Raw genomic sequence first — 23,034 nt, 5'->3', positions numbered from 1 at the left:
GGGTCGCGACCGCGGCACTGCTGTTCACCGCTGCGTGCACCACCGACGCCCCCACCGACGCGGTCCCCGAGGCGGGGGGCACGGCCTCGGAGGAGGCCGGGGCCGACGAGTCCGGTGCGAACAGCCAGTGGTTCGTGCAGGCCGACTACGAGCGCCAGCTCGCGCAGCGCTCGGCGGTCCCCGAGGGCCCGGCCGACCAGCCGTGGCTGCAGGCGAGTGGTTCGTGCAGGCCGACTACGAGCGCCAGCTCGCGCAGCGCTCGGCGGTCCCCGAGGGCCCGGCCGACCAGCCGTGGCTGCAGGCGATCGACCCCGAGTTCGTGGACACCGCGCAGTACGCCAAGGAGGGGGGCAAGAAGCTCTGCTTCTCCAACGCCTCGCTGTCCAACCCCTGGCGGGTGACCGCCTTCATCACGATGCAGCAGCAGGTCGAGGTCCTCAAGGCCTCGGGCGAGATCTCAGAGTTCCGCGTCTCGGACGCGGCCGACGACGACAACAAGCAGATCACCGACATCCAGGCGTTCGTCGAGGCCGGTGACTGCGACGCGATCATCATCTCGCCCTCGACCACCGCGACCCTGACCCCGGCGGTCGAGGCGGCGTGCGAGCGATCATCATCTCGCCCTCGACCACCGCGACCCTGACCCCGGCGGTCGAGGCGGCGTGCGAGAGCGGCAAGCCCGTGATCGTGTTCGACCGCGGCGTCAACACCGACTGCATGGTCACCTACATCCACCCGATCGGTGGCTACGCCTACGGCGCCGACGGCGCCGAGTTCCTCGTGGACAACCTCGAGCCCGGCTCGAAGGTCCTGGCGCTGCGCGTGCTGCCGGGCGTCGACGTGCTCGAGAACCGTTGGGCCGCCGCGGACAAGATCTTCTCCGAGAGCGAGATCGAGGTCGTGGGCCAGGAGTTCACCGGTGGTGACGGCGCCAAGATCAAGGACATCGTGACGCAGTACCTGCAGCGCGGTGACGTGGATGGCATCTGGATGGACGCCGGTGACGGCGCCGTCGCGGCGGTCGAGGCGTTCGAGGACGCCGGCAAGCCCTACCCCGTGTTCATGGGCGAGGACGAGCTGAGAGGCCGACGAGTTCCGCCAGATCCATCGTCGCGGCGGTCGAGGCGTTCGAGGACGCCGGCAAGCCCTACCCCGTGTTCATGGGCGAGGACGAGCTGAGCTTCATGCGCAAGTGGCAGGAGACGGACATGACCGCGCTCGGGACGGTCTACTCGACGTTCCAGTGGCGTACGCCCGTGCTCGCAGCCCAGAAGATCTGGAACGGCGAGCAGGTCCCGGCCGAGTGGGTCCTGCCGCAGTCGCCCATCACGGGCGAGGACCTGGACGCCTACCTCGAGGCCAACAAGGACANCCTCGCAGCCCAGAAGATCTGGAACGGCGAGCAGGTCCCGGCCGAGTGGGTCCTGCCGCAGTCGCCCATCACGGGCGAGGACCTGGACGCCTACCTCGAGGCCAACAAGGACATGCCGTCGCTGCACTACGCCAAGTTCGGTGGCGAGGACCTGCCCGGCTACCCCGAGGCCTGGACCGACCGCTGAGCCGTCACCTCTCGAACGGAGCACACCGGGCCGCCCCGTCCCTCGACCGACGTCGAGGGACGGGGCGGCCCGCTGTGCGGCGGGTCTGGAGGGGGGGCGGGCCGGATCAGAGGACCGCCTGTGCGCCCGTGAGGTGGGCGGGGTCCGGATCGAGCGCGACGTCGTCGGGCGTGACCCCCACCGACCTGGCGAGCGCCTCGACGTCGCTGCCCTGCAGGAGCGGCAGCGACTCCCGGACGTGCTCGTCGTCCCAGGTCCACCACCGGGCCCGCCAGAGCAGCTTGCGCCGCAGCGCGTCGAAACGATGGCGCACCACGCGCCCGTCACCCACGACCACAGCGAAAGGAGCGACGTCCTTCGCGACGACGGCGCGCGCCCCGATGATCGCACCCACCCCGATCTGCACGCCGCCCAGGATGGTCGACTCGTACCCGGTCCAGACCTCGTGCCCCACGACGGTGTCACCGATCGGCTTCCAGGCGTCGGCTGCGCCGTCGACGAAGTTGAACCCGTACGCGGTGACCGCGTCCATGTCGTGCCCTTGGTTGCCGCCCAGCAGGAAGGTCGTCCCCGACGCGAACTGGCAGAAGTTGCCGATCACGAGCTTGTCGGTCGGGACACCGTGGTAGGTGGGGGAGTCGGCGAAGAGGTACCGCGCGCGGTCGGCAAAGCTCTCTCGGTGGTAGTGGCCGCTGTACCAGGAGTGTCGTCCCTCCGCGAGGACGATCCCCGCGTGGTCGAGGACCTCGGGTGAGGTGTCGAGGCGCTCGACCACGGTGAAGTCGGGGAAGAGCTCCCGTGAGGTGGTGTCCATCGGATCAGTGCACCCGAACCGGCGCAACGGCGGCAAGGCAATTGAGGAGGCGTGCGGCGGCTCGCCGGTCCTCAGGTCACCACCAGGCCCGCTTGAACCCTGCGGCCTCGGCCTCCTTGCGGTTGTCGAAGCACACGTCGGCGACGACCTCCTTGAAGTTCCACTCCTCACCCCGCACGTAGTAGACGTTCGTGGCGCCGTCGGTCGTGCGCAGGAAGAGACCCTTGACCTTGCAGTCTTTGGGGATCGGCTTGGTCGTCGGAGCCGGAGTCGGAGCGGGCGTCGGTGCAGGCGTCTCGGGAGGCGCGGGCTCGGCCGCGACGGGCGGCGCCTCCTGCGTCGGGGTCGGCGTCGGGCTCGGCGTGGGCTTGGGCTTGACCGGTGCGGGGACGACGGGGTCGCGGGGCGGGGGCAGCGTCGACCCGGTGGGGAGCGCCTCGCCGGGGCACGTCGAGAGGACCGCGACCATGGCCGCCTGCTCGGCGGCCGAGACCCGCAGGCCGTACGTGTACTTGACCGCGACCTGGCGGGCGACGTAGGCGCACCGGTAGGGCTCGGCCGGCGGGAGCCAGGCCGATGCGCTCCCGTCGCCCTTCTGCTGGTTGAGCGTGCCGTCGACGACCAGGAGGTTGAGCGGGTCGTTGGCGAACGCCTCGCGGCGCGGTACGTCCCAGGACTGTGCGCCGTGACGCCAGGCGTCGGTCAGGGGTACGACGTGGTCCACCTGGACCGCGCCCGACGACAGCGGCCCGCGCTCGAACGCGATGTCCTTGCCGCTGTACGGGTCGGTCAGGAGCCCGGTCATGACCACGCAGTCTCGCGTCCCGGGCTTGAAAGAGACCCCGGACAAGGACCGCGCGAGCGCGTCGTTGCGCGTGTCGCAGCCGTTGCCGTCGGTGTCCGCGAAGCGTGTGCCGAACGCGTCGGACGAGTACCCTGCGACAGGGTTCGGCTCCTCGACCTCGAGGAGCGCGACCGTCGCGAGAGCGCTCTGCGACGGTGCCGCTGCCGTCACCTTCGCGACGTCGAGGGCCGCGAGCTCGAGGACGGCCGAGTTCGCGACCTCGATGTAGTCCGGGGTGCTGTCCTCGGGCGGCTCCTCGACGGGCGTCGGGGCGCTCGACGGCTTGGCGACCACGGCCGGCGGTGCCGGGTCTTCACCCTGTCCTGCGAGGGCAGCTGCGCTGCCGACGACCGCGACGACCAGCACGGCGGCCCCGACCCAGAGCGCGGGCCTGGAGAGAAGCCCCCGCTGGGGGGCGGGCCGACGCGCTCGGGTGCGCTGCGCCGTCGGGCCGGACGGGTGCGGGCTTGCGGCGTGCGCCGACCTCACGGTCCCCGCCGCCGGCGGAGGCGGCACGGGGGGCAGCGCACGCACCGAGGACGCCGGCGCGTACGTCGCGGGCTGCTCCTCGACCGATGGCCTGACCTCGGCGAACGGGGTCGCGGGCTGGTCCTCGCGGGGGAGCGCGGCGCCCACTCCGAGAGGCAGGCGCTGCGTGCTCGCGGGCAGGGCCGTGGGGCGCGTGTGCTGGGACCAGCGGTCGCCGTCGAACCACCGCTCGGTGCCGGCGGCCGAAGGATCCGGGTACCACCCGGGAGCGGTGCGACCCATCAGGCCTCCTGCTGCTCTGGCCGCCTGCGAGCAACCCTCCGGCGGCGTCCTGGACCGGCAGGGCGATCGAAGATTAACCGAGGGTGGAGCACGGCGACGAATCCGTCCGGCCCGACGGCGGAGCGCGCCCGGGCGGTCGTCTCGCCCCGGTCGCACGGGCGCCGATGCTCAGGCCGTGGCCGACACCTGGACGGGGCCGCGCGGCGAGGCCACCGGCTCCGGTGCCAGCAGGTACCGGCGGAGCGTGGCGAGCATCCGGTCGACCTTCTCGACGTCCGCGGAGTACCGCACGCGCCGTCCCTGGCGGGCCTCGCGCGGTTGGTCGGCGCGGACCAGGCCGTGCCGTTCGAGCCGACCCAGGACGTGCAGGACGGACTGCTGGTGGGCCCCCGTCGCGAGGGCGAGCTGACCGCTCATGAGACCGCCGTGGGTCGTGAGCTGCCGCAGCACCGCGCGGGTCAACGGGCTCGTGAGCTCGTCGATGACGGACTGGACCGCGTCGTTCTCCGGGTCGGGGACGTAGGCGTAGCGCGACATGGACTTCTCCTCGGGGTGGGGCCGCCGCGCCGCCCGGGGGGACGGGCGACGCGGCGGCGGCGATGGGCTACCCGCAGGCGGCCGGCTGGAAGGGGGACTCGACGACGGTGGTGCCGCCGCCTGACCCCGTGGCGGTGGTCTCGACGATCCCGGTGGCGTCACCGGCCTCGCGGACCCGGAAGGTCTGCGACGCGGACCGTCCCGGCGCGACCCCGACGAACGTCTTGGTGCCCACGGGAGTCCGGACGACCACGTCGAGCGGTACCTGCTCGCCGTTCACGACGCGGACGGACAGGTACTGGACCCCGGCCGTGCACTTCGTGGTGACCGTCGTGCCGATCGACAGGTCGGTCGCGAGCCCGGGGTCCGCGGCGCCCGGCGCGAGGGCCTGGAGGCTCGAGAGCCCCGGCCCGCCGGCAGCCCACCCGTCGACGGTCAGGGCGACGTAGCGCGTGGTGGCTCCGACGTCGAGCGAGCCGCGGACGGATCCACCCTCGATCCGGCCGACGTCCGTGAACGTCAGACCGTCGTCGCTGACCGAGACCGTCGCCGCCGGGGCGTCCCCGTCCCAGCGCGTGACGACCCGGCCGACCTCCTGCGCGGCGCCGAGGTCGGTGACCATGCGTCCCGTGGCGGAACCCGGCGACCAGGCGGTCGACGGGTCGCCGTCGACCGCGAGCGACGGTGACGTCATGCCCGACGGGAGCACCGAGGCCGGGAACGTGAGGGTGCTCAGGGCGTGGTCCGCCACGGGGAACGGGGTCGCTCCCCGGAATCGGAGCGTGGTGGGCGTCGCCGTGCCCGGGACCGCGACCTCGCGGGCGTCGCCCGTCTCGGCGTTGCGGACGACGAGCGAGACGGGGGCCGCCGAGGTGAGGACCACGGTGCGTGCGTCGGTGACGTCGGCCTCGAACGACGCGGTGACCTGCGAGACGTCGAGCGTCGCACGGGGTGCCAGGACGACCGCGCTGCCGGCCGGGACGCTCACCTCGACCTGGGACCTGGCGGCGGTCACGCGCTGCGTGCCCGGGTACAGGGCCGCCGTCGAACCGTCATGAGCCACCGCGACCGTCGTGGTGACCGGCGCGCCGGTGAGGTTGAAGACCGACAGGTAGCCGTCCAGGCTGCTCACGAGCGTCCCGGGCGCGCTGCTCGTCGGGACGGCGCGCGCGGCCTGCTGCGCGGTCGCCGCCGCGTCGCCGACCACGGCCTCGACGAGCCGGGGGCCCGTCGCGCCGTCGGCCAGGCGCACGACGTGCTTGGCGTCGCCCGAGCGCGAGACGGTGACCGGGGCGTCCGTGCCGCGGACCACGAACCCGCCCTTGCCCTCGATGTTGATCCAGCCGCCCTGCGAGCGCAGGACCTCGTTGCCCTTCTCCTCGTGCCGCCCCGCGTCGTGCCAGGTCGTGCCGTCGGTCGAGGTCTGGATCACGTACACGTCTCCGGCCGACGCCTCCCAGCCCAGCTCGACCCGGGACACGTCCTGGACGGTGCCGAGATCGATCTGCACCCAGGAGTCGGGCCGGGTGCGGTCCGTGCGCGAGACGGCCCAGCGGGTGTCGGCCTTGCCGTCGGTGACCGCGGTCGCGGGCTTGCCGTCGTCGGCGCTCGACGCGGTGGCGGGCCTGCCCGCCGCGAGGTTCGTCGACCCCTGCGGGCCGAACGCGCGCAGGTGGTAGAGCGAGTACCCGTAGTCGGCGTTGCCGCGGACGCCCTGCATCCGGACGAAGCGCGCGGGGGCGGGGGAGGACCCGTCCGCTGCCGTGAGCTCCACGGTGTCGAGGCGCGCGACGTTGGCGTCCTGGGCCGACTTCCCGTAGCGGGTCGCGACGGTCCAGGTCGTGCCGTCGAGCGAGGTCTCCACGGTGTACTCGGCGCCGGCCGAGGCCTCCCACGCGAGGCGCACCGAGGCCAGGGTCCGCTCCTCGCCCAGGTCCACCTGGACCCAGGAGTCGGGGCGGGTGCGGTCGGCCTTGGAGACCGCCCACCGCGTCGTGGGGCTGCCGTCCGTGACGCGTGCGGCCGTGCGGCCACCCTCGGCGTCCTGGCTCGACGCGGTCGCGGGCTTCTTCGCGGCCAGGTCGGCCGCCCCGTCCGGGCCGTAGGCGTGGAACGCGTACATCGAGTACCCGTAGGTCGCGTTGCCACGGATGCCCTTCATCCGCACGTAGCGGGCCTGGACCTGGTCGAACGGCAGGTCGTCGACGCGCGCCGCGTTGGCGTCGGCCGGGTCCGTGGCCGGGACGACGGGGTTGGCCGCGGTGACCTCTCCGTCGGACGTCCTGTAGGTGCGCGACCCGTCGAGCCCGTCGTACCCGCCCATGTCGAGGTTGCGGACCGTCACGGTCCCGTCGGTGGGACCCGCGCCCGTCGAGGCGTAGATCGCCGACCCCGTCGGGAGCGTCACCTGGCCCGCGTACCCGTCCCCGATCCGGAAGACCGAGGCGGTCCCGTCGAACCCGTCCCTGGCAGCGGTCGAGACGTCGACCGACCGGGCGCTCACCTGGGCCGATGCGTTCGGGTAGAGGAAGGGCGAGCTGCCCGAGAGGTGGAAGAGCCACGAGTCCTGCTCGGGGACCCAGGGGAACTTGACGAAGCCCTGGCGGCTGACCGCGCCGGCCCAGGCGTTCGCGGACTGCTGGACGACGAGGCCTGGGCCCGCGCCGAAGTCGCGGACTCCCGCGAGGCGCTCGAAGAGCTCGTCGGAAGGGGTCGGGACGACCGGACCCTCGGGGGACTCGGCGCTCGCGACGTGCAGGAGGTAGGAGATCGCGATCTCGGCGCGCGCCTCGGGCTCGTACTTGGCCTCGCCCGAGAACTTCGTCAGGCGGTAGACCGGCGCGTACATCTGGTAGTCCGCGAGAGCGTCCGCGAGGCTCGCCTCGGCGCGTGCCGCGTCAGGGTCGCGCAGGACCTGACCGAGGAACGCCACGGGCAGCACGTCGCGGCCGTAGAGGAACTCGCGGTCGTTGACCATGGGCATGAACGGCTCGCCCTGCTCCGACATGACGAGCTGGATGGACCGCCACAGCTCCGCGGAGTTGGGCTGCTCGAGCAGGATCTCCGGGATCGGCTCGCCGGCCAGGAGGAAGTGGATCGCGTTGCGCGCCCCCGAGCGCCACACGTCCGACTGGTAGTGCGGCCCGAACGACCCGTGGTTCTCCACGATGTAGGTGTCGTAGATGTTCTGCATCGTGTTGTCCGAGACAGGAGCGCCCGCCACGACCGCGGGGTTGTTCTTGTCGGCCGTCGGCTGGCCCGCGGCGTTGCGCCCCCAGGTCGCGAGCTGGTCGGCCCAGCGGCCGGCGTCGGGGTCGTCGGGCGCCCAGGCGAGGCCCGGTGCGAGGGCCTGCGTGTAGACGCCGACCTCCTCCTGCGCGGTGTCGCCCTTGTACCCGCCCGTGGGCCAGTGGGCGTTCCAGCCACCCGACAGCGGGTCCTGGGCGAAGTTCAGGTCGGCCGCGTAGCGCGACTGCTCGGTCGCGATCGTCGTGAGGTTCGCACGCGTCGTCGCGTCGAGGTCGTCCCACAGGAGGCGGCCCGCGGCGAGGAAGTACGACTGGAAGGTCGACTCCCAGAACAGCTTGCGCCCCCAGGTGCCCTGGGGGTTCACGAGGCGGTTCGACGCCGCGTAGTGCGTGATCGTCGAGAGCGTGTGCGCCTTGAGGTCCTCGCGCGAGATGCCGGCGAGCTCGGCGTCGTACTCGCCCTGGGTCACGAGCACGGCGTTGCCGAGCACGACGGCGAAGTTCATGTCCTTGAGCTGGTAGACGCCTGCGGCAGGGTCGTAGACCGACTCGACCCAGCGGGTGTGGCGCAGCAGCGCCTCGTAGTACTTGGCGGCCGTCTCGTCGGGGGCGCCGTAGGCCGGGGCCGTGGATGCGGTGCTCGCGCCGGCGGTCGCGGGCACCCCGGTCGCGGATGCCGTGGTCGTGAGGCCCGCGAGGAGGAGCGAGCCCGAGGTCAGGGCGACGACGGCGGTCCGGAGCGCGCGTCGACCGGGTCGGCGCGAGGGCCGTGGCTCGGGAGCGCGGTCCGCCCGGGGACGGAGGGGCGTGCGGTGCATGGTCGGCTGCTTCCTGCGTCGTCGTCGACGCATCGGAGGGGTGGAGCCCCGGGGGCGGGAGGGCGGTCCCGCCCCCAGGGTCGTGCTCACTGTCCGCAGGTCACCGCCGCGTGCTCGACGTCGGTGACGGTCTCGCGCACGTCCTGCGCGTCGCTCGGCCGCGCGGTCACGGTGACGCTTCCGGCCTCGACGTCGGCGGACCGGGTCGAGAAGGTCTGCGCGGCGGACCTGCCGGGGGCGACCTGCGAGAAGGTCTTGGTGCCCCACGCCGTCGCCACGACGACGTCGAGGGGGACCGAGTCGTCGTTGACCACGCGGACCACGACGGCCCCGGTCCGGCCCGTGCACTGCGCCCTGGCGCTCGCGACGACCTCGACCCCCCGGTCGACGATCGGCTCGGAGGTGCCGACCGCGAACAGGTGCATCACGCCCTTGTCGGTCCCCTGCGGCAGGATCACCGACTCGATCGTGCGGGTCGGGTCGACCGACACCGGCACCGTCCCGAAGACCTTGGCCTGGGTCGTGTCCTTGGTGCCGTTGGCCTTGTTGCGACCCGTCGTGGTCACGACCGGGACGTTGCCGAACTGGTAGGTGGTCCCCGGGGTCCAGTCCGTCAGCTCGACCTGGACGTCCTGCCGGGTGCCGTCGGTGTAGACGACCGTCGCCGTGCCCTTGGCCGGCCCGTTGGTGGCCAGGCCGAGGAACGAGATCTTCTCGACCCGGACGCCCATCGGGACGCTCTGGCCGTGGGGGATCCAGTTGTCGGGCGCACCCGGCGCGGCATCCGGCCAGGTGTAGGTGACTCCCGTCGTGCCCAGGGGGAGGCGAGCGCCGGGAGTCGCGCCGGCCGCGGCGAGGTCGGCGCGGGACAGGGTGTTGTCGGACGCGTCGATCGAACCCGTCGCGCCCTTGCCGTCCGTCGTCGTGCCGATGTTGTTGAAGACGTCGCTCCCGTCGGTGAACGACGGCGGGACGTCGGCCTTCCCGGTGCCCCAGGTGCCCGGGGTCGAGCGCATGGTGAGGTCGAGCGTGCCGCCCTGCTGGGTGAAGGACTCCGGGAGCCACGAGGCCGAGGACGTGACGCCGTCGACCCGGAGCGAGTCCACGTAGCGCGATCCGCTCGACGCGCCGGGCGCCGTGAGCGAGATGACCCGGGGCGCACCGTCGGCGACCCGGCTCGTGATGGTGACCTGGTCGAACGCGGGCGAGGACACGAGCAGCTCGGCGCGGCCGAAGATCGCCGGGTAGAGGCCGAGGTTGGACCAGACGAACCAGGACGAGAGCGAGCCCAGGTCGTCGTTGCCGGGAACGCCCGTGGGAGCGGTCGTGAAGAGCTCGGCCCGAGCCCGGTCCAGGGCGTCCGTGGTCTTCGCGGGCTGCTGGAGCCAGTGGTAGACCCAGGGCGTCGAGGTGCTGGGCTGGTTGCTCATGTAGGCGTACGGGGTGTTGTAGACGCCTGCGTCGAGCCGCGTGAGGTGCGTGTCGAGATCGGCCGTGACCTTCTCCACCCCGCCACGCTTGGCGATGAGCGTGCTCATGTTCTGCGGGACGGCCCAGCCGTACTGGTATCCGGTCGCCTGGTCGAACTGGTTGCCCCGCTCACCGAGGTTGAACGCGCGGTCGAAGCCGTTGCGACCGCGGGGACGGATCTCGCGGGTGACCGGGTCGAAGACGTTCTGCCAGTTCTGTGCGCGCTGCATGAACCGGTCGTACGCCGCGTCGTCGCCCAGACGCTGGGCGAGCTGGGCGATCGAGAAGTCGTTGGTCGCGTACTCGAGCGTCGTCGAGGTCGAGACGGCGTTCTTCGCGTTCTCGACGAACCCGAGGCCCGCGAACTGGTACCCGTTGTCGCGCTTGTTCCGCGCGGGGTCGAGAGGAAGGGCCTGCGAGGAGACGAGGTGCGCGAGCGCCGCCTCGCGGTCGTAGTCGGTGCTGCCGAACGCGTCGATGACCGAGAGGACGGTCGGCAGGGAGTCTCCGCTCATCTTCTGCTGCGCCACGCCGAGGTGCGGCCAGTTGGGCCAGTAGCCCGACTGGTCCACCAGGTCGACGATCGACTGGTTGATGTCGGACGCGACGTCGGGGAAGAGCATCGCGACGAGCTGTGCCTGGCCGCGGTACATGTCCCAGCCGGAGTACGTCGCGTAGTGGTGACGCCCGGGTTCCACCTGGCGGACCGTGCCGTCGTAGCCGAAGTACTCGCCGTTGACGTCGTCGTAGGTGTTCGGGTGCAGCAGCGAGTGGTAGAGCGCCGTGTAGAGGGTCACCTGCTCGGCCTCGGTGCCCCCCGCGACGTCGATCGTGCTCAGGGCGTCGCGCCAGGTGGTCTCCGCCGAGGTGCGCGCCTCGTCGAACGTCACGTGGCCCGCCTCCGTGGCGGCGTTCTCCGCGGCGTTCTCGATGCTCACGTAGGACAGGCCCGCCTTGACCGTGACCTCGGCCCCGTCGGGGAAGGTCACGAAGACGCCCGCGCCGTGCCGCTTCTGTGCGGACGCGCTGGTCGAGCCGACCGTGACGTCCCCGCCGGTCCAGGTGCCGGACGAGACGATCGGCTGGTCGAACGTCGCCGAGTAGTACGCCTTGTAGCGCCCGCCGCCCTCGCAGACCGGCGCGGTCTCGACCCAGCCGGAGATCGTGCTGCCCTCGATGGTCACCCCGCTGCCGAAGACGCTGTTGTTCGAACCCGTGGTGTTGAAGATCAGGGTCGACGAGTCGGCGTCCGAGGGGAAGTCGAAGCGGCTGATCGCGGTGCGGGTCGTCGCGGTGAGCTCGGTGGACACGCCGTTCGCGAGGTCGACCGAGTAGTACCCGGGCTCGCCGACCTCGTCCGCGTGGTCGAACGCGAGGTAGTAGGGCTTGACGTCGGTGCCGGGGGAGGACGGGAGAGCGCCCTGGGAGGTGAGGGGGCCCGCGTAGGGCAGGACGGGAAAGTCGAACGCGCCGTTGCGGTTGACGCATCCCGTCCCGGACAGGCGGTTCATGCCGAACCCGCGGATCTTGTCGGCGCTGTACTCGTAGCCGCCACGCATGTCGCCGTCGCGGCTGCGGAAGGTCGTGGGGCTCGACTGCACCATGCCGAAGGGCACCGTCGCGCCCGGCCAGGTGTTGCCGTACGCCGCGTTCCCCTTGTTCTGGGAGAAGTCCTCGGCGGTACCGATCCAGGGATCGACGGCAGCGAAGGGGTCGAGGTTCACGAGGTCGGCGCCGGCGGCGGGCTGGGCCGTGGCGGCGCTCGGGGCCGTGAGGCCGAGGCCCGTGACGAGGGCCGCCGCCGCGACCAGCGCGGGCAGACGGCCGCGGGTGCGGGAGGGGGAGGCTGGGACGGGCAAGGGACGTGTCCTCTCGGGGGTGCTGCCCACCCCGGGGCGCGCCCGGGAGCGGCGTCGCGCGTGGGGTGCGCGGCGCCGTCGGGCAGGTTCGGGGTGGGGCAGGTGGTGCGAGGGTCGGGCGGGTGTCGGGTCTGTCGCCGCGGGTTGGGCGGCGGGCTGGTCCGCTGTCCTGTCTGTGTGCTCGTCTCGACTTGACAGCGCTGTCATGGTCGGGTGTACTCACCCTATACACACCGGGGTCGTCCTGACCAGCCCCTCGTTGCGACGAGTCGGTCAGGTGGCACTCCGGGCCGGGGCGCGCTGGGGTGTGGAAGAATCCCCGCCAGTCAATCGTGCGGGGGTGGATGTGGTGGCCAAGGACGGCCGAGCTGCACGCGGTGGAGGTCGACCGACCCTCGCCGCGGTGGCCGAGGCCGCAGGAGTGAGTCTCAAGACCGCCTCCCGCGTGCTCAACAACGAACCCAGCGTCTCCGAGTCGACCCGCCTCAAGGTCCGCGCAGCGGCCGACGCGCTCGGCTTCCGTCGCAACGCCGTGGCGGCCGACCTCGCGCGCGGAGGCGTCTCGCGGCTCGTCGGCTTCGTCACCGGTGACATCGCCAACCCGTTCTACTCGGACCTCGCGAGCGGGATCGAGCGCGAGCTGCGCAAGCACGGGCTCCAGCTCATCACGGCGAGCTCCGACGAGGACGTGGACCGTGAGCGCGAGCTGATCGACGCGCTCATCGAGCGCCGGGTCGCGGCTCTCTTCATCGCCCCGACGGCCGACGACCACTCGTACCTGCGCTCCGAGCTCGCCGACGGCGTGCCGATCGTCTTCCTCGACCGCCCGCCGGGCGGGATCGACGCTGACACCGTGGTGCTCGACAACCGGGCCGGGGCCGCGGCCGCCGCGCGCCACCTCGTCGACCAGGGGCACCGCAGGATCGCGCTCGCGGGGGACCTCCCGCGGCTCTGGACGTTCCGCGAGCGTCGTGAAGGCTTCGTCAACGCCCTGCGGGACGCGGGCATCGACGACCCCGAGCGCTACGTGCGCGACGGGCTGCACGACGCCGAGACGGCACGCGTCGCGGTCGAGGAGCTGCTGGCGCTCGACGAGCCGCCCACCGCGATCCTGACGGCCAACAACAAGATCACCCAGGGAGCGCTCCGGGCGCTGCACCCCGCGGCTCGTGGGGCGCGGCGCGACGTCGCGCTCGTCGGGTTCGACGACTTCGAGCTCGCGGACATCCTCGAGGTCAGCGTCGTCGGCTACGAGGTCTCCGCGATGGGCCAGGAGGCCGCGCGGCTCGCCGTGGCGCGCATCGAGTCGCCCGGGGAGCCCGCGCACCTGCGCGTCGTGCCCACGGTCCTCATCCCGCGCGGGTCGGGCGAGATCGCCCTGGCGGCGCCCCTGGAGGGCGTGCCGGCAGTCGGCTGAGGCGCACCCGTCGGCGGTGACGTCTCGATCTTCGGGGCACCGGGCTATCCGTGCTCCCGCAGGGCGCCGCGTCCGCGCGGTGCTGCGCCGCCGCCCCCCGGCACCGCTGCCCGCTCCCGTGCCCGCTGGTGCCTGCTCCCGTGCCCGCCCGTGCCCGCCCGTGCCCGCCGGTGCCCGCCGGTGCCCGCCGGTGCCCGCCGCTGCCCGCCGGTGCCTGCTCCTGTGCCCGCCAGTGCCTGCTCCCGCGGCGCATTCACGCCCTGGTGCCTGGTGGAGGTCGTGCGCGGCGGCGTCGGCTGAGCGGGACTGGGTCCCGCCCAGCGCAACGTGGATTCGATCAGCGCAACCCGTGCTGTCGGGAGTCAGGGGCGCCACCGGGTGATCCACGGAGCCTGCCCTGCCGCCCCTCGGGCGGTGAGGAACCGCGGGATGTCGGGGTTCGTGGGGGAGGCCGCTTTGTCGCCGACGTCCTCTTCGGGCCGCCCTGAGGTCTCCCCCAGGTAACGATTCGGCGCAGCTCTTTGACAAGTGCCGTCGGGCCGCCGTACGTTCGTCCTGTTCCTGACAGCGCTGTCAACACGAAAGTAGGATCCCATGCGTAACGGATTGCGTGTCGCTGGGGCACTGGTGGGCACCGCTGCCCTCCTGGCCCTCGCAGCTTGCAGCGGAGACACCGGCAACGACTCGACCGAAGGTGGCACGGACGCTGCCTCGGGCGGCAACGTCGAGGTCTTCACCTGGTGGGCAGCCGGTTCGGAGAAGGCAGGGCTCGACGCCCTCGTCACCGTCTTCGACGAGCAGCACCCTGACTTCACCTTCGAGAACGGCGCGGTCGCCGGCGGTGCCGGTTCGGCCGCGAAGGACCTCCTCCAGACCCGCCTCCAGGCCAACGACCCGCCGGACACGTTCCAGGCGCACGCCGGCAAGGAGCTCACGGACTACATCGACGCCGCGCAGCTCGAGGACATCTCGGACCTGTACGACGAGTACGGCGTCAAGGACGTCTTCCCCGCGGACCTGATCGACCTCCTCACGGTGGACGGCAAGATCTACTCGATGCCCTCCAACATCCACCGCTCCAACATGGTCTGGGCCAACCCTGCCGTGCTGACGGAGGCGGGCCTCGACCCGGCCGCCACGTACGAGACCATGGACGACTGGTTCGTCGCCCTCGACGCCGTCAAGGCCACGGGCAAGACCCCGCTCTCGGTCGCCACGACGTGGACCCAGGTCAACCTGCTCGAGACGGTCCTCATGGCCGACCTGGGCGCCGAGGCATACAACGGCCTGTGGGACGGTTCGACCGACTGGGAGAGCCCCGAGGTCACGGCTGCTCTCGAGGACTTCGAGAAGCTCATGAGCTACACCAACACCGACCGTGACGGTCTGGACTGGCCCGAGGCGACGCAGCTCGTCATGGACGGCCAGGCAGCGTTCAACGTCATGGGCGACTGGGCCGTGGCGGCGTTCGAAGAGGCCGGCAAGACCGCCGGCACCGACTTCACGTACTTCCCGGTCCCCGGGACGGACGGCATGTTCGGCTTCCTCGCCGACTCGTTCACGCTCCCCGTGGGTGCCAAGAACGCCGACGGCGCCAAGGCCTGGATCGAGACCGTGTCCAGCCTCGAGGGCCAGACCGCGTTCAACAAGGCCAAGGGCTCCATCCCGGCCCGTACCGACGCGAACCCTGCTGACTTCTCCGAGTACCAGCAGACCGCGATCACGTCCTTCGCGGACGACACGATCGTCCCGTCGCTCGCTCACGGTGCGGCTGCCTCGATCGCCGTCCTGAACGGCATCTCGGACGCGACGAGCAAGTTCACCTCCGGCGCCTCCGACCTCGCGCAGTACCAGGCCGACCTGGCCGCCGCTGCCGCCGAGTAAGGACGCCCGACCCGGCCGACCGGGGTCGTCCGTCGCGGAGCTGCTCGCGCAGCTCCGCGACGGGCCCCGGACGGTCCGCCCCACCCCGCCGTACCCGCAGCTCGTTTCCACCGCACCGTCCCCGGCAGGGCCCCGTCGCACCTCCGTGCGCCGTGAGAGCCGTCGGGAGGTGCCCACACCTTGGGAGGATCACCGGTGATCCAGTCCGCTCGACGATGGGGCCCGCCACTGCTCCTCGTCGCCCCGTCACTGATCTTGGTGGGGGTCTTCGTCTACGGCCTCATCGGGATCAACTTCTCCACCTCGACCACGGACATGCACAAGGCCGCGCAGTCCACGGGGCAGGCCCCTGTCTCGCGGGTCGGCTTCCAGAACTACCTCGACCTGCTCGCGAGCCCGGAGTTCCAGCACTCGCTGATGAACCTCCTGATCTACACCGTGGTCTTCCTGGTCGGCACCATGGTCGTCGGCTTCGTCTGGGCCTGGCTCCTCGACAAGCCCATCAAGGGCGAGGGCTTCTTCCGCGCCGTCTACCTCTTCCCCATGGCGGTCTCGTTCGTCGCCTCGGGTGTCGTGTGGCGCTGGCTCCTCAACTCCAACCAGGGCGAGAACGCGAGCGGCCTCAACCGGCTGTTCCAGATGATCGGTCTGGACGCCCTCCAGAACAACTGGTGGAACAACGTCACGTTCGGCATCGCGGCCATCGCGATCCCCGCGATCTGGCAGCTCTCGGGCTACGTCATGGCACTGTTCCTCGCCGGCTTCCGCGGGATCCCCGAGGAGCTGCGCGAGGCGGCCCGCATGGACGGCGCCAACGAGTGGAAGCTGTACCGTCACGTGCTGTTCCCGCAGCTCACGCCGATCGCCCTCTCGGCCCTCATCATCGTGGGCCACATGTCCCTCAAGGCGTTCGACCTCATCATGTCGATCTCCAAGCCCTCGAACTACCAGACCAAGGTTCCGGCCGTCGACATGTACGTCTTCAAGTCCAGCTTCGACTACGCGAACGCTGCGGCCGTCGGTGCGATCCTGCTGGTCATCGTGGCCTTCGTGATCGTGCCCTACCTGATCTCCCTGAACCGCAAGGAGAAGATCCGATGACCGCCGTCGCCACGCCCGTCGAGGCGCAGACCCCCGGCTCGGGATCGGGCTCCGGAGCGGCAGGCTCGCGCCGGCAGAAGAAGCCCGTCCAGCGCTTCTCCGTGGGGCGCACGCTCCGCTACGCGATCCTCATCCTGTTCGTGCTGATCGTCCTCGTGCCCGTCTACGTCCTGTTCGTGACGAGCTTCAAGGGAGCGGGCGACGCGGCCCCGAGCCGCGCGTGGAACCTTCCCCAGGTGTGGACCACGGAGAACTGGCAGGCGGCCTGGACCGCGCTGTCCCCGGCGATCCTGCGCACGCTGCAGATGGTGATCCCCTCGGCGATCATCGCGGCGTTCCTCGGGTCGCTCAACGGGTTCGTGCTCTCGCGCTGGACCTTCCGCGGGGCGAACCTCGTCTTCACGCTCATCCTGTTCGGCATGTTCATCCCGTACCAGGCGGTGATCATCCCGCTCAACCAGCTGGTCCAGGACCTCAACCTGCCGAGCGGCATCCCCACGCTGATCCTGCTGCACGTGATCTACGGCCTGCCGATCACGACCCTGATCTTCCGCAACTACTACCAGACCGTCCCGAACGAGCTCATCGAGGCCGCCCGCGTCGACGGCGCGGGCATGCTGCGCACGTACTGGTCGATCGTCCTGCCGATCTCGATCCCGAGCTTCGTGGTCGTGCTCATCTGGCAGTTCACCTCGGCGTGGAACGACTTCCTCTTCGCGGTGTTCTTCTCCTCGAGCCAGAACGGCCCGGTCACGCTCGCGCTCAACAACCTCGCGAACGGTGCCCTGCTCCAGAACTACGGCGTCTCGATGGCGGGGGCCCTGTTCGCCTCGCTCCCGACGCTCATCGTCTACATCCTGCTCGGCAAGTACTTCATGGGCGGCCTCATGTCCGGCTCCGTGAAGGGCTGACGCCTGGCTGCCGGTCCGTCCCGGGGAACCCCCGGGGCGGACCGGCAGCCGCGCCGAGCCCCAGACTTCCGGTGTCCGACGCTGTGCACCGGGGAACGGCGCTCCCTCGTCGACCCTCTGAGAAGGGTCGACGAGGGAGTTGCTTGCACCAACTTGACAGCGCTGTCGGCTTCCCGGGGGGACGGGAGGCCGAGACCCGCGGACCACCACCCGGTGGCCCGCACCGCACGGAAGAAGACCCCGCTGCACCAACTGTGGCCGGAACGATCGAAGGAGATCGCACGACATGAGCTGGTACCCACCCACGCACGAACGCCCGACGGCGGATGCGCCGTCGGGCAGCAAGCCCACCTCTCCCGGCACACCCGCGGGCAAGGGCCGGCGCCGCATCGCGGGCGTCCTCGCGGCCGGCCTCGCCCTGCCCATGCTCCCGCTCGGCGTCGGGACGGCCTCGGCCGCGCCCGAGCCCGGCGACTTCTCGACGTCGTTCGAGACCGGTGACGCCGCGGCGCTCGACACGACCGTCGCCCAGCGCGACGGCGCACCCTGGCAGTCCAACGTCACCGGACCCGTCAGCACGCTGCCCGGCAGCGCGCTCGGCAAGCTCGCGGGCGTGACCGCGAGCGGCGAGAACCTCCCCAACGAGGGCGCGGCCAAGCTCGCCGACGACAACTCCGGCACCAAGTGGCTCACCCGGACCACGACCGGCTGGGTCGCCTACGCGTTCACCGAGCCCGTGCGGATCACGGGCTACTCGATGACGTCGGGCGACGACGCCGAGGGGCGCGACCCCAAGAGCTGGACCCTGGAGGGGTCCACGGACGGCACCACGTGGGTCCCGCTCGACCAGCGGACCAACGAGGACTTCCCCCAGCGCAAGCAGGCCCGGGTCTTCGAGGTCGCGACGCCCGGCACCTACCAGCACTACCGCCTCAACGTCACCGCGAACTCGGGCGAGCCGCTCCTCCAGCTCGCGGACTGGAACCTCTCGACCGACCTGAACGCTGCGCCCGCGCAGACGCCCATGGTCACCAAGGTCGGTGCCGGCCCGTCGAGCGGCCCGACCATCAAGACCAACGTCGGCTTCACGGGCACCAAGGCCCTGCGCTACGCGGGCAGCCAGCTCGCCGACGGGCCGTCGAGCGCGACCAACATCCTGTACGACGACGTCGACGTCGCCGTGGGCGAGGACACGCGCCTGAGCTACACGATCTTCCCCGAGCTCCTCAACGACCTCGCGTACCCCTCGACGTACGCGTCGGTCGACGTGCGGTTCACCGACGGGACGTACCTGTCCGAGCTCGGCGCGCGCGACCAGCACGACACCCCGTTCTCGCCCGAGGGCCAGGGCACGGGCAAGATCCTCTACGCCAACCAGTGGAACTCCATCCAGGTGGACCTGGGCGGCGTCGCGACCGGCAAGACGGTCGACGAGGTCCTGCTCGGCTACGACAACCCCACGGGCAAGGCCGGCACGCGCTTCCAGGGCTGGGTCGACGACATCGCGTTCACCGCGAGCCCCGAGCGGATCGACGGGTCGAGCCTGACCAACTACGTCGACACGCGCCGCGGCACGTTCGCGACCGGCGGGTTCTCGCGCGGCAACAACATCCCCGCGTCCGCGGTGCCCAACGGCTTCAACTTCTGGACGCCCATGACCGACGCGGCGTCCCAGAGCTGGCTCTACGCGTACCAGCAGCAGAACAACGCGAACAACAAGCCCCAGCTCCAGGGCATCGGGGTCTCGCACGAGCCCAGCCCCTGGATGGGTGACCGCAACCAGCTCGCGTTCCTGCCCGCGGCCGGCGGCGGCACGCCCAACGCCACTCTCGGCACGCGCGCGCTCGAGTTCACGCACGACGACGAGACCGCGCAGCCCGACTACTACGGCGTGAGGTTCACCAACGGCATCCAGGCCGAGGTGACCCCGACCGACCACGGCGCGGTGCTCCGCTTCTCCTACGCGACCGACCAGGGCCAGGTCCTCGTCGACAGCGTGAGCGGCGACGCCAAGCTCGCCTACGACGCCGCGAGCGGCACGCTCTCCGGCTGGGTCGACGGCGGCAGCGGACTCTCCGCCGGACGCTCGCGCATGTTCATCTCCGGGACGTTCGACCGCCTGCCCAGCGCGGTCGGGACGGCCGCGGGCAACCGCGCCAACGCCCGGTTCGCGACGTTCGACACCTCGTCGGACAAGACCGTCGAGCTCCGCGTGGCCACGTCCTTCATCAGCCAGGCGCAGGCCCGCAAGAACCTCGACCTCGAGGTCACGGGCAGGTCCTTCGAGGACGTGCGCTCCGCGGCGCAGTCCGCCTGGAACGACCGACTGAAGGTCGTCGAGGTCGAGGGTGCCAACGAGGACAAGCTCACGACGCTCTACTCCAACCTCTACCGCCTCAACCTCTACCCCAACTCGCAGTTCGAGAACACGGGCACGGCCGAGGCGCCGAAGTTCCAGTACGCGAGCCCCGTCGCCGCCAAGACGGGCAGCGCGAGCGACACCACGACGAACGCCAAGATCGTCGACGGCAAGATCTACGTCAACAACGGTTTCTGGGACACCTACCGCACGGCCTGGCCCGCCTACTCGCTCCTGTACCCGGAGCTGGCGGCCGAGCTCGTCGACGGGTTCGTCCAGCAGTACCGTGACGGCGGCTGGGTCGCCCGCTGGTCCTCCCCGGGCTACGCGGACCTCATGACCGGCACCAGCTCGGACGTGGCCTTCGCCGACGCGTACCTCAAGGGCGTGCCGCTCGCGGACCCGCTCGCGACGTACGACGCCGCGCTCAAGAACGCGACCGTCCTGCCGCCGAACAACGCCGTGGGCCGCAAGGGCCTCGACACGTCGCAGTTCCTCGGCTACACCCAGGCGTCCACGCACGAGTCCGTGTCGTGGGGCCTCGAGGGACTCATCAACGACTTCGGCATCGGCAACATGGCCGCGGCCCTCGCCGAGGACCCCGCCACGCCCGACGAGCGCCGCGAGCAGCTGCGCGAGGAGTCCGAGTACTTCCTCGAGCGTGCGACGCACTACGTCAACCTGTTCGACCCGGCCACGGGCTTCTTCCAGGGCCGCAACGCCGACGGGACGTTCGAGAAGTCGCCCGAGACGTTCAACCCCGAGGACTGGGGCGGTCCCTTCACCGAGACCAGCGGCTGGAACTTCGCGTTCCACGCCCCCCAGGACGGTCAGGGCCTCGCCAACCTCTACGGCGGTCAGGACGGCCTCGAGGCCAAGCTCGACCTGTTCTTCAGCACCCCGGAGAAGGCCCCCAACGGCGGCATCCACGAGCGTCTCGAGGCACGTGACGTCCGCATGGGCCAGTGGGGCATGAGCAACCAGGTCTCGCACCACATCCCCTACCTCTACGACGCGGCCGGCGCCCCGTCCAAGGCGCAGGAGAAGGTCCGCGAGTCGCTGCGCCGCCTGTTCGTGGGCAGCGACATCGGCCAGGGCTACCCCGGCGACGAGGACAACGGCGAGATGTCGTCGTGGTGGATCCTGTCCTCGCTCGGCATCTACCCCTTGCAGGTCGGCTCGGAGGAGTACGCGATCGGCTCGCCGCAGTTCACCAAGGCGACCGTGCACCTCGAGAGCGGCGACCTGGTCGTCAACGCCCCGCAGAACAGCGTCGACAACGTCTACGTCCAGTCGCTCACGGTCGACGGCGAGGCGCACACCTCGACGTCGATCAAGCACTCCGACCTGGTCGGCGGCACCACGCTCGACTTCGAGATGGGCCCCGAGCCCTCCGCGTGGGGCACGGGCGAGGACGACGCACCGCCGTCCTTGACCACCGGTGACGAGGCGCCCGAGTCCGACACGGACGTGACGACGTCGGGCCTGGGGACGGTGACCGTCTCCGACGGCACGCCGGCCGCTCAGCTCGCGTCGCTCACCGACAACACGTCGCAGACCCGCACGACCTTCACGACGGGCACGCCCGTCGTCACCTGGAAGGCCGCAGGCCTCCAGCCGACGGTCACGTCCTACACCCTGACCTCGGGCGCGACCGGCACGGCCGCACCCAAGGCCTGGAAGGTCGAGGGCTCGAACGACGGCCAGACCTGGACGACGCTCGACGAGCGCACCGACCAGCAGTTCCGCTGGGCAGTCCAGACGCGGCCGTTCACGCTCGCCGAGCCCGCCGCGTACTCGCAGTACCGCGTGGCGATCACGGCGACCTCGGGCGAGGGGGCGCTCGCGCTCGCCGAGCTCGAGCTGCTCGCCGACCCCAAGGCCTCGACCGGCGCCGAGCTCACGCTCACGGCCGGCCAGGATGTGGCGACCACCACCGGCACCGAGGTCAAGGCGTCGCTCGCGACGCTCGTCGGGGTCACGCCCGAGGAGATCGCCGCAGGCGACGTCTCCACGACCGTGACCTTCGGGGACGGCAGCGAGCCCGCCACCGGGATCCTCACCAAGGTCCAGCTCGGCGGGTACACCGTCACCGCACCGCACACCTTCGCCGCACCGGGCGTCTACCCGGTCACGGTCACGGTCACGCGCGGCGACAAGACCGTCACGGCCTCGCTCGACGTGTCCGTCGAGCTGGTCCGGGAGGGCTCGCTCCTCGCGGCCTACGACAACGTGTGCATCGGCGACGTCGGGACCACGTTCGGCAGCTGCGACGGCCAGGGCGTGTTCTTCGACCGGGCCCAGCTCGCGGCGAAGGGCTTCGTGCAGGGCCAGCGCGGCACGGTGCCGGGCACGGACCTCGCGTTCGACGTCCCGGCGGTCCCGGTGGCGCAGCCCGACAACGCGACGGGCGACGGCCAGACCATCGAGATCGACGTCCCCGCGGACGCCGAGCAGCTCTCGGTGATCGGTACGGGCACGGAGAAGAACCAGGTGGCCTCCGGGACGCTGACGTTCGACGACGGCTCGTCGCAGCCCATCGACCTGAGCTTCGGCGACTGGTCGGGCGCTGCCCGCAACCCGGTGTACGGCAACATCCCCGTCGCGGTGACCGACCACCGCCTGCGCGGTGGCAGCCCGCAGACCGGCACCCCCGCCGCGATCTTCGCGACGGCGCCTGTCACGCTCCCCGAGGGCAAGCGGCCCGTGAGCCTCACGCTCCCGGACCAGCCGGGGTCGCTCTCGAGCGACGGACGCATCCACGTCTTCACGGTCGCCTCCGACGGCACCCCGGTGGAGCACGCTCCGCTGGTCGTCGAGGCGGCAGCGGGCGTGAGCGTCGCGGCCGGTGCCTCGCTCGAGGCGACGCTCGCCACCGTGACCGGTGGACGCGCGACGGCCGGTTCGCCGCTGCGGGCGGCGATCACGTGGGGCGACGGCAGCGACGTGACCCCCGGGACGGTCGTCCCGGGTGACGTCGCCGGCACGGTCACGGGTGCGCACACCTACGCGCAGCCCGGGACCTACACCGCGTACGTGACCGTCGACGACGGGTACGCGAGCAAGAGCACCCCGGTGACCGTCACGGTCACCGAGGCCGCTCCGACGCTCGACGTCGCGACGACCGTCAAGACGCAGTGCACGGCCAAGAAGGTCACGCTGTCCGTCACCGCGGTCAACGGGGAGTCCTTCCCCGTGACGATCAAGGTCGTCACCCCGTTCGGCACCAAGACGTTCACGAACGTCGGGTCGGGCAAGAGCGCGCACCAGTCGTTCGCGACGCGTGCGGGCTCGATCGAGGCGGGCACCGCGACGGTGACCGCGACGGCGACGGTCGACGGTGAGGAGGTCGTCGTCACCAGCGAGGTCGCCTACGGCGCGGCCACCTGCGGCTAGCCGCAGAAGTACCTGAGCGGGTGCCCCGCCGCCGGACGTCCGGCGG

At 71.4% G+C, this 23,034-nt stretch carries 12 protein-coding genes; 7 read left to right on the top strand and 5 right to left on the bottom strand.

Annotated features, from left to right (window positions below):
- Positions 1 to 202: 202 nt before the first annotated feature.
- Together ASE27_RS20975 and ASE27_RS20970 are read left to right on the top strand one after the other, a co-directional pair.
- Positions 203 to 643, top strand: coding sequence for a substrate-binding domain-containing protein (locus ASE27_RS20975; RefSeq protein ID WP_235535462.1), 441 nt, complete (start codon positions 203 to 205; stop codon positions 641 to 643).
- Positions 601 to 1,179 carry a substrate-binding domain-containing protein gene (locus ASE27_RS20970; RefSeq protein WP_235535461.1) on the top strand — a complete coding sequence of 193 codons (579 nt, stop codon included), beginning with the start codon at positions 601 to 603 and terminating at the stop codon, positions 1,177 to 1,179. The genes ASE27_RS20975 and ASE27_RS20970 overlap by 43 nt, the downstream gene beginning before the upstream one ends.
- A gap of 486 nt (positions 1,180 to 1,665) precedes the next feature.
- On the opposite strand, the gene ASE27_RS16140 is transcribed toward ASE27_RS20970, so the two are convergent.
- The 5 genes from ASE27_RS16140 to ASE27_RS16120 form a co-directional block, all read right to left on the bottom strand.
- Positions 1,666 to 2,373: a hypothetical protein gene (locus tag ASE27_RS16140; RefSeq protein ID WP_056652749.1), complete on the bottom strand. Its 708-nt coding sequence runs from the start codon at positions 2,371 to 2,373 to the stop codon at positions 1,666 to 1,668.
- Between the two features lie 76 nt (positions 2,374 to 2,449).
- Positions 2,450 to 3,988: a DUF1524 domain-containing protein gene (locus ASE27_RS16135; protein ID WP_056652746.1), complete on the bottom strand. Its 1,539-nt coding sequence runs from the start codon at positions 3,986 to 3,988 to the stop codon at positions 2,450 to 2,452.
- A 168-nt stretch (positions 3,989 to 4,156) separates the two neighbouring features.
- Positions 4,157 to 4,525, bottom strand: a complete 369-nt coding sequence (locus ASE27_RS16130; protein ID WP_056652743.1) for a helix-turn-helix transcriptional regulator — start codon at positions 4,523 to 4,525, stop codon at positions 4,157 to 4,159.
- A gap of 67 nt (positions 4,526 to 4,592) precedes the next feature.
- A complete protein-coding gene (locus ASE27_RS16125) occupies positions 4,593 to 8,591 on the bottom strand; it encodes a discoidin domain-containing protein (RefSeq protein ID WP_056652740.1) in 3,999 nt (1,332 codons plus the stop codon).
- 86 nt (positions 8,592 to 8,677) lie between these two features.
- Positions 8,678 to 11,920 (bottom strand): GH92 family glycosyl hydrolase, encoded by a 3,243-nt coding sequence (locus ASE27_RS16120; RefSeq protein ID WP_200955966.1) that lies wholly within the window; start codon positions 11,918 to 11,920, stop codon positions 8,678 to 8,680.
- A gap of 205 nt (positions 11,921 to 12,125) precedes the next feature.
- Here ASE27_RS16120 and ASE27_RS16115 point away from each other — a divergent pair, with 205 nt between their 5' ends.
- The 5 genes from ASE27_RS16115 to ASE27_RS16095 all read left to right on the top strand — a co-directional run bounded on the left by ASE27_RS16115 (position 12,126) and on the right by ASE27_RS16095 (position 22,988).
- The gene (locus ASE27_RS16115) at positions 12,126 to 13,337 is read left to right on the top strand and encodes a LacI family DNA-binding transcriptional regulator (RefSeq protein ID WP_082609025.1); all 1,212 of its coding nucleotides are present in this window, start codon (positions 12,126 to 12,128) and stop codon (positions 13,335 to 13,337) included.
- Between the two features lie 594 nt (positions 13,338 to 13,931).
- Positions 13,932 to 15,221, top strand: coding sequence for an ABC transporter substrate-binding protein (locus tag ASE27_RS16110; protein WP_056652737.1), 1,290 nt, complete (start codon positions 13,932 to 13,934; stop codon positions 15,219 to 15,221).
- Positions 15,222 to 15,416: 195 nt separating this feature from the next.
- Positions 15,417 to 16,322, top strand: a complete 906-nt coding sequence (locus tag ASE27_RS16105; RefSeq protein WP_056652734.1) for a carbohydrate ABC transporter permease — start codon at positions 15,417 to 15,419, stop codon at positions 16,320 to 16,322.
- Positions 16,319 to 17,233, top strand: a complete 915-nt coding sequence (locus ASE27_RS16100; protein WP_082609024.1) for a carbohydrate ABC transporter permease — start codon at positions 16,319 to 16,321, stop codon at positions 17,231 to 17,233. The genes ASE27_RS16105 and ASE27_RS16100 overlap by 4 nt, the downstream gene beginning before the upstream one ends.
- 286 nt (positions 17,234 to 17,519) lie before the next feature.
- On the top strand, positions 17,520 to 22,988 hold the full coding sequence (locus ASE27_RS16095) for a GH92 family glycosyl hydrolase (RefSeq protein WP_056652731.1): 5,469 nt from the start codon (positions 17,520 to 17,522) through the stop codon (positions 22,986 to 22,988).
- Positions 22,989 to 23,034 lie beyond the last annotated feature (46 nt).

This window comes from Oerskovia sp. Root918, from assembly GCF_001428945.1.
Lineage (GTDB): Bacteria > Actinomycetota > Actinomycetes > Actinomycetales > Cellulomonadaceae > Oerskovia > Oerskovia enterophila.
The sequence above is the reverse complement of the archived record's forward strand: the minus strand, read 5'-3'. Positions and strand labels throughout refer to the sequence as shown.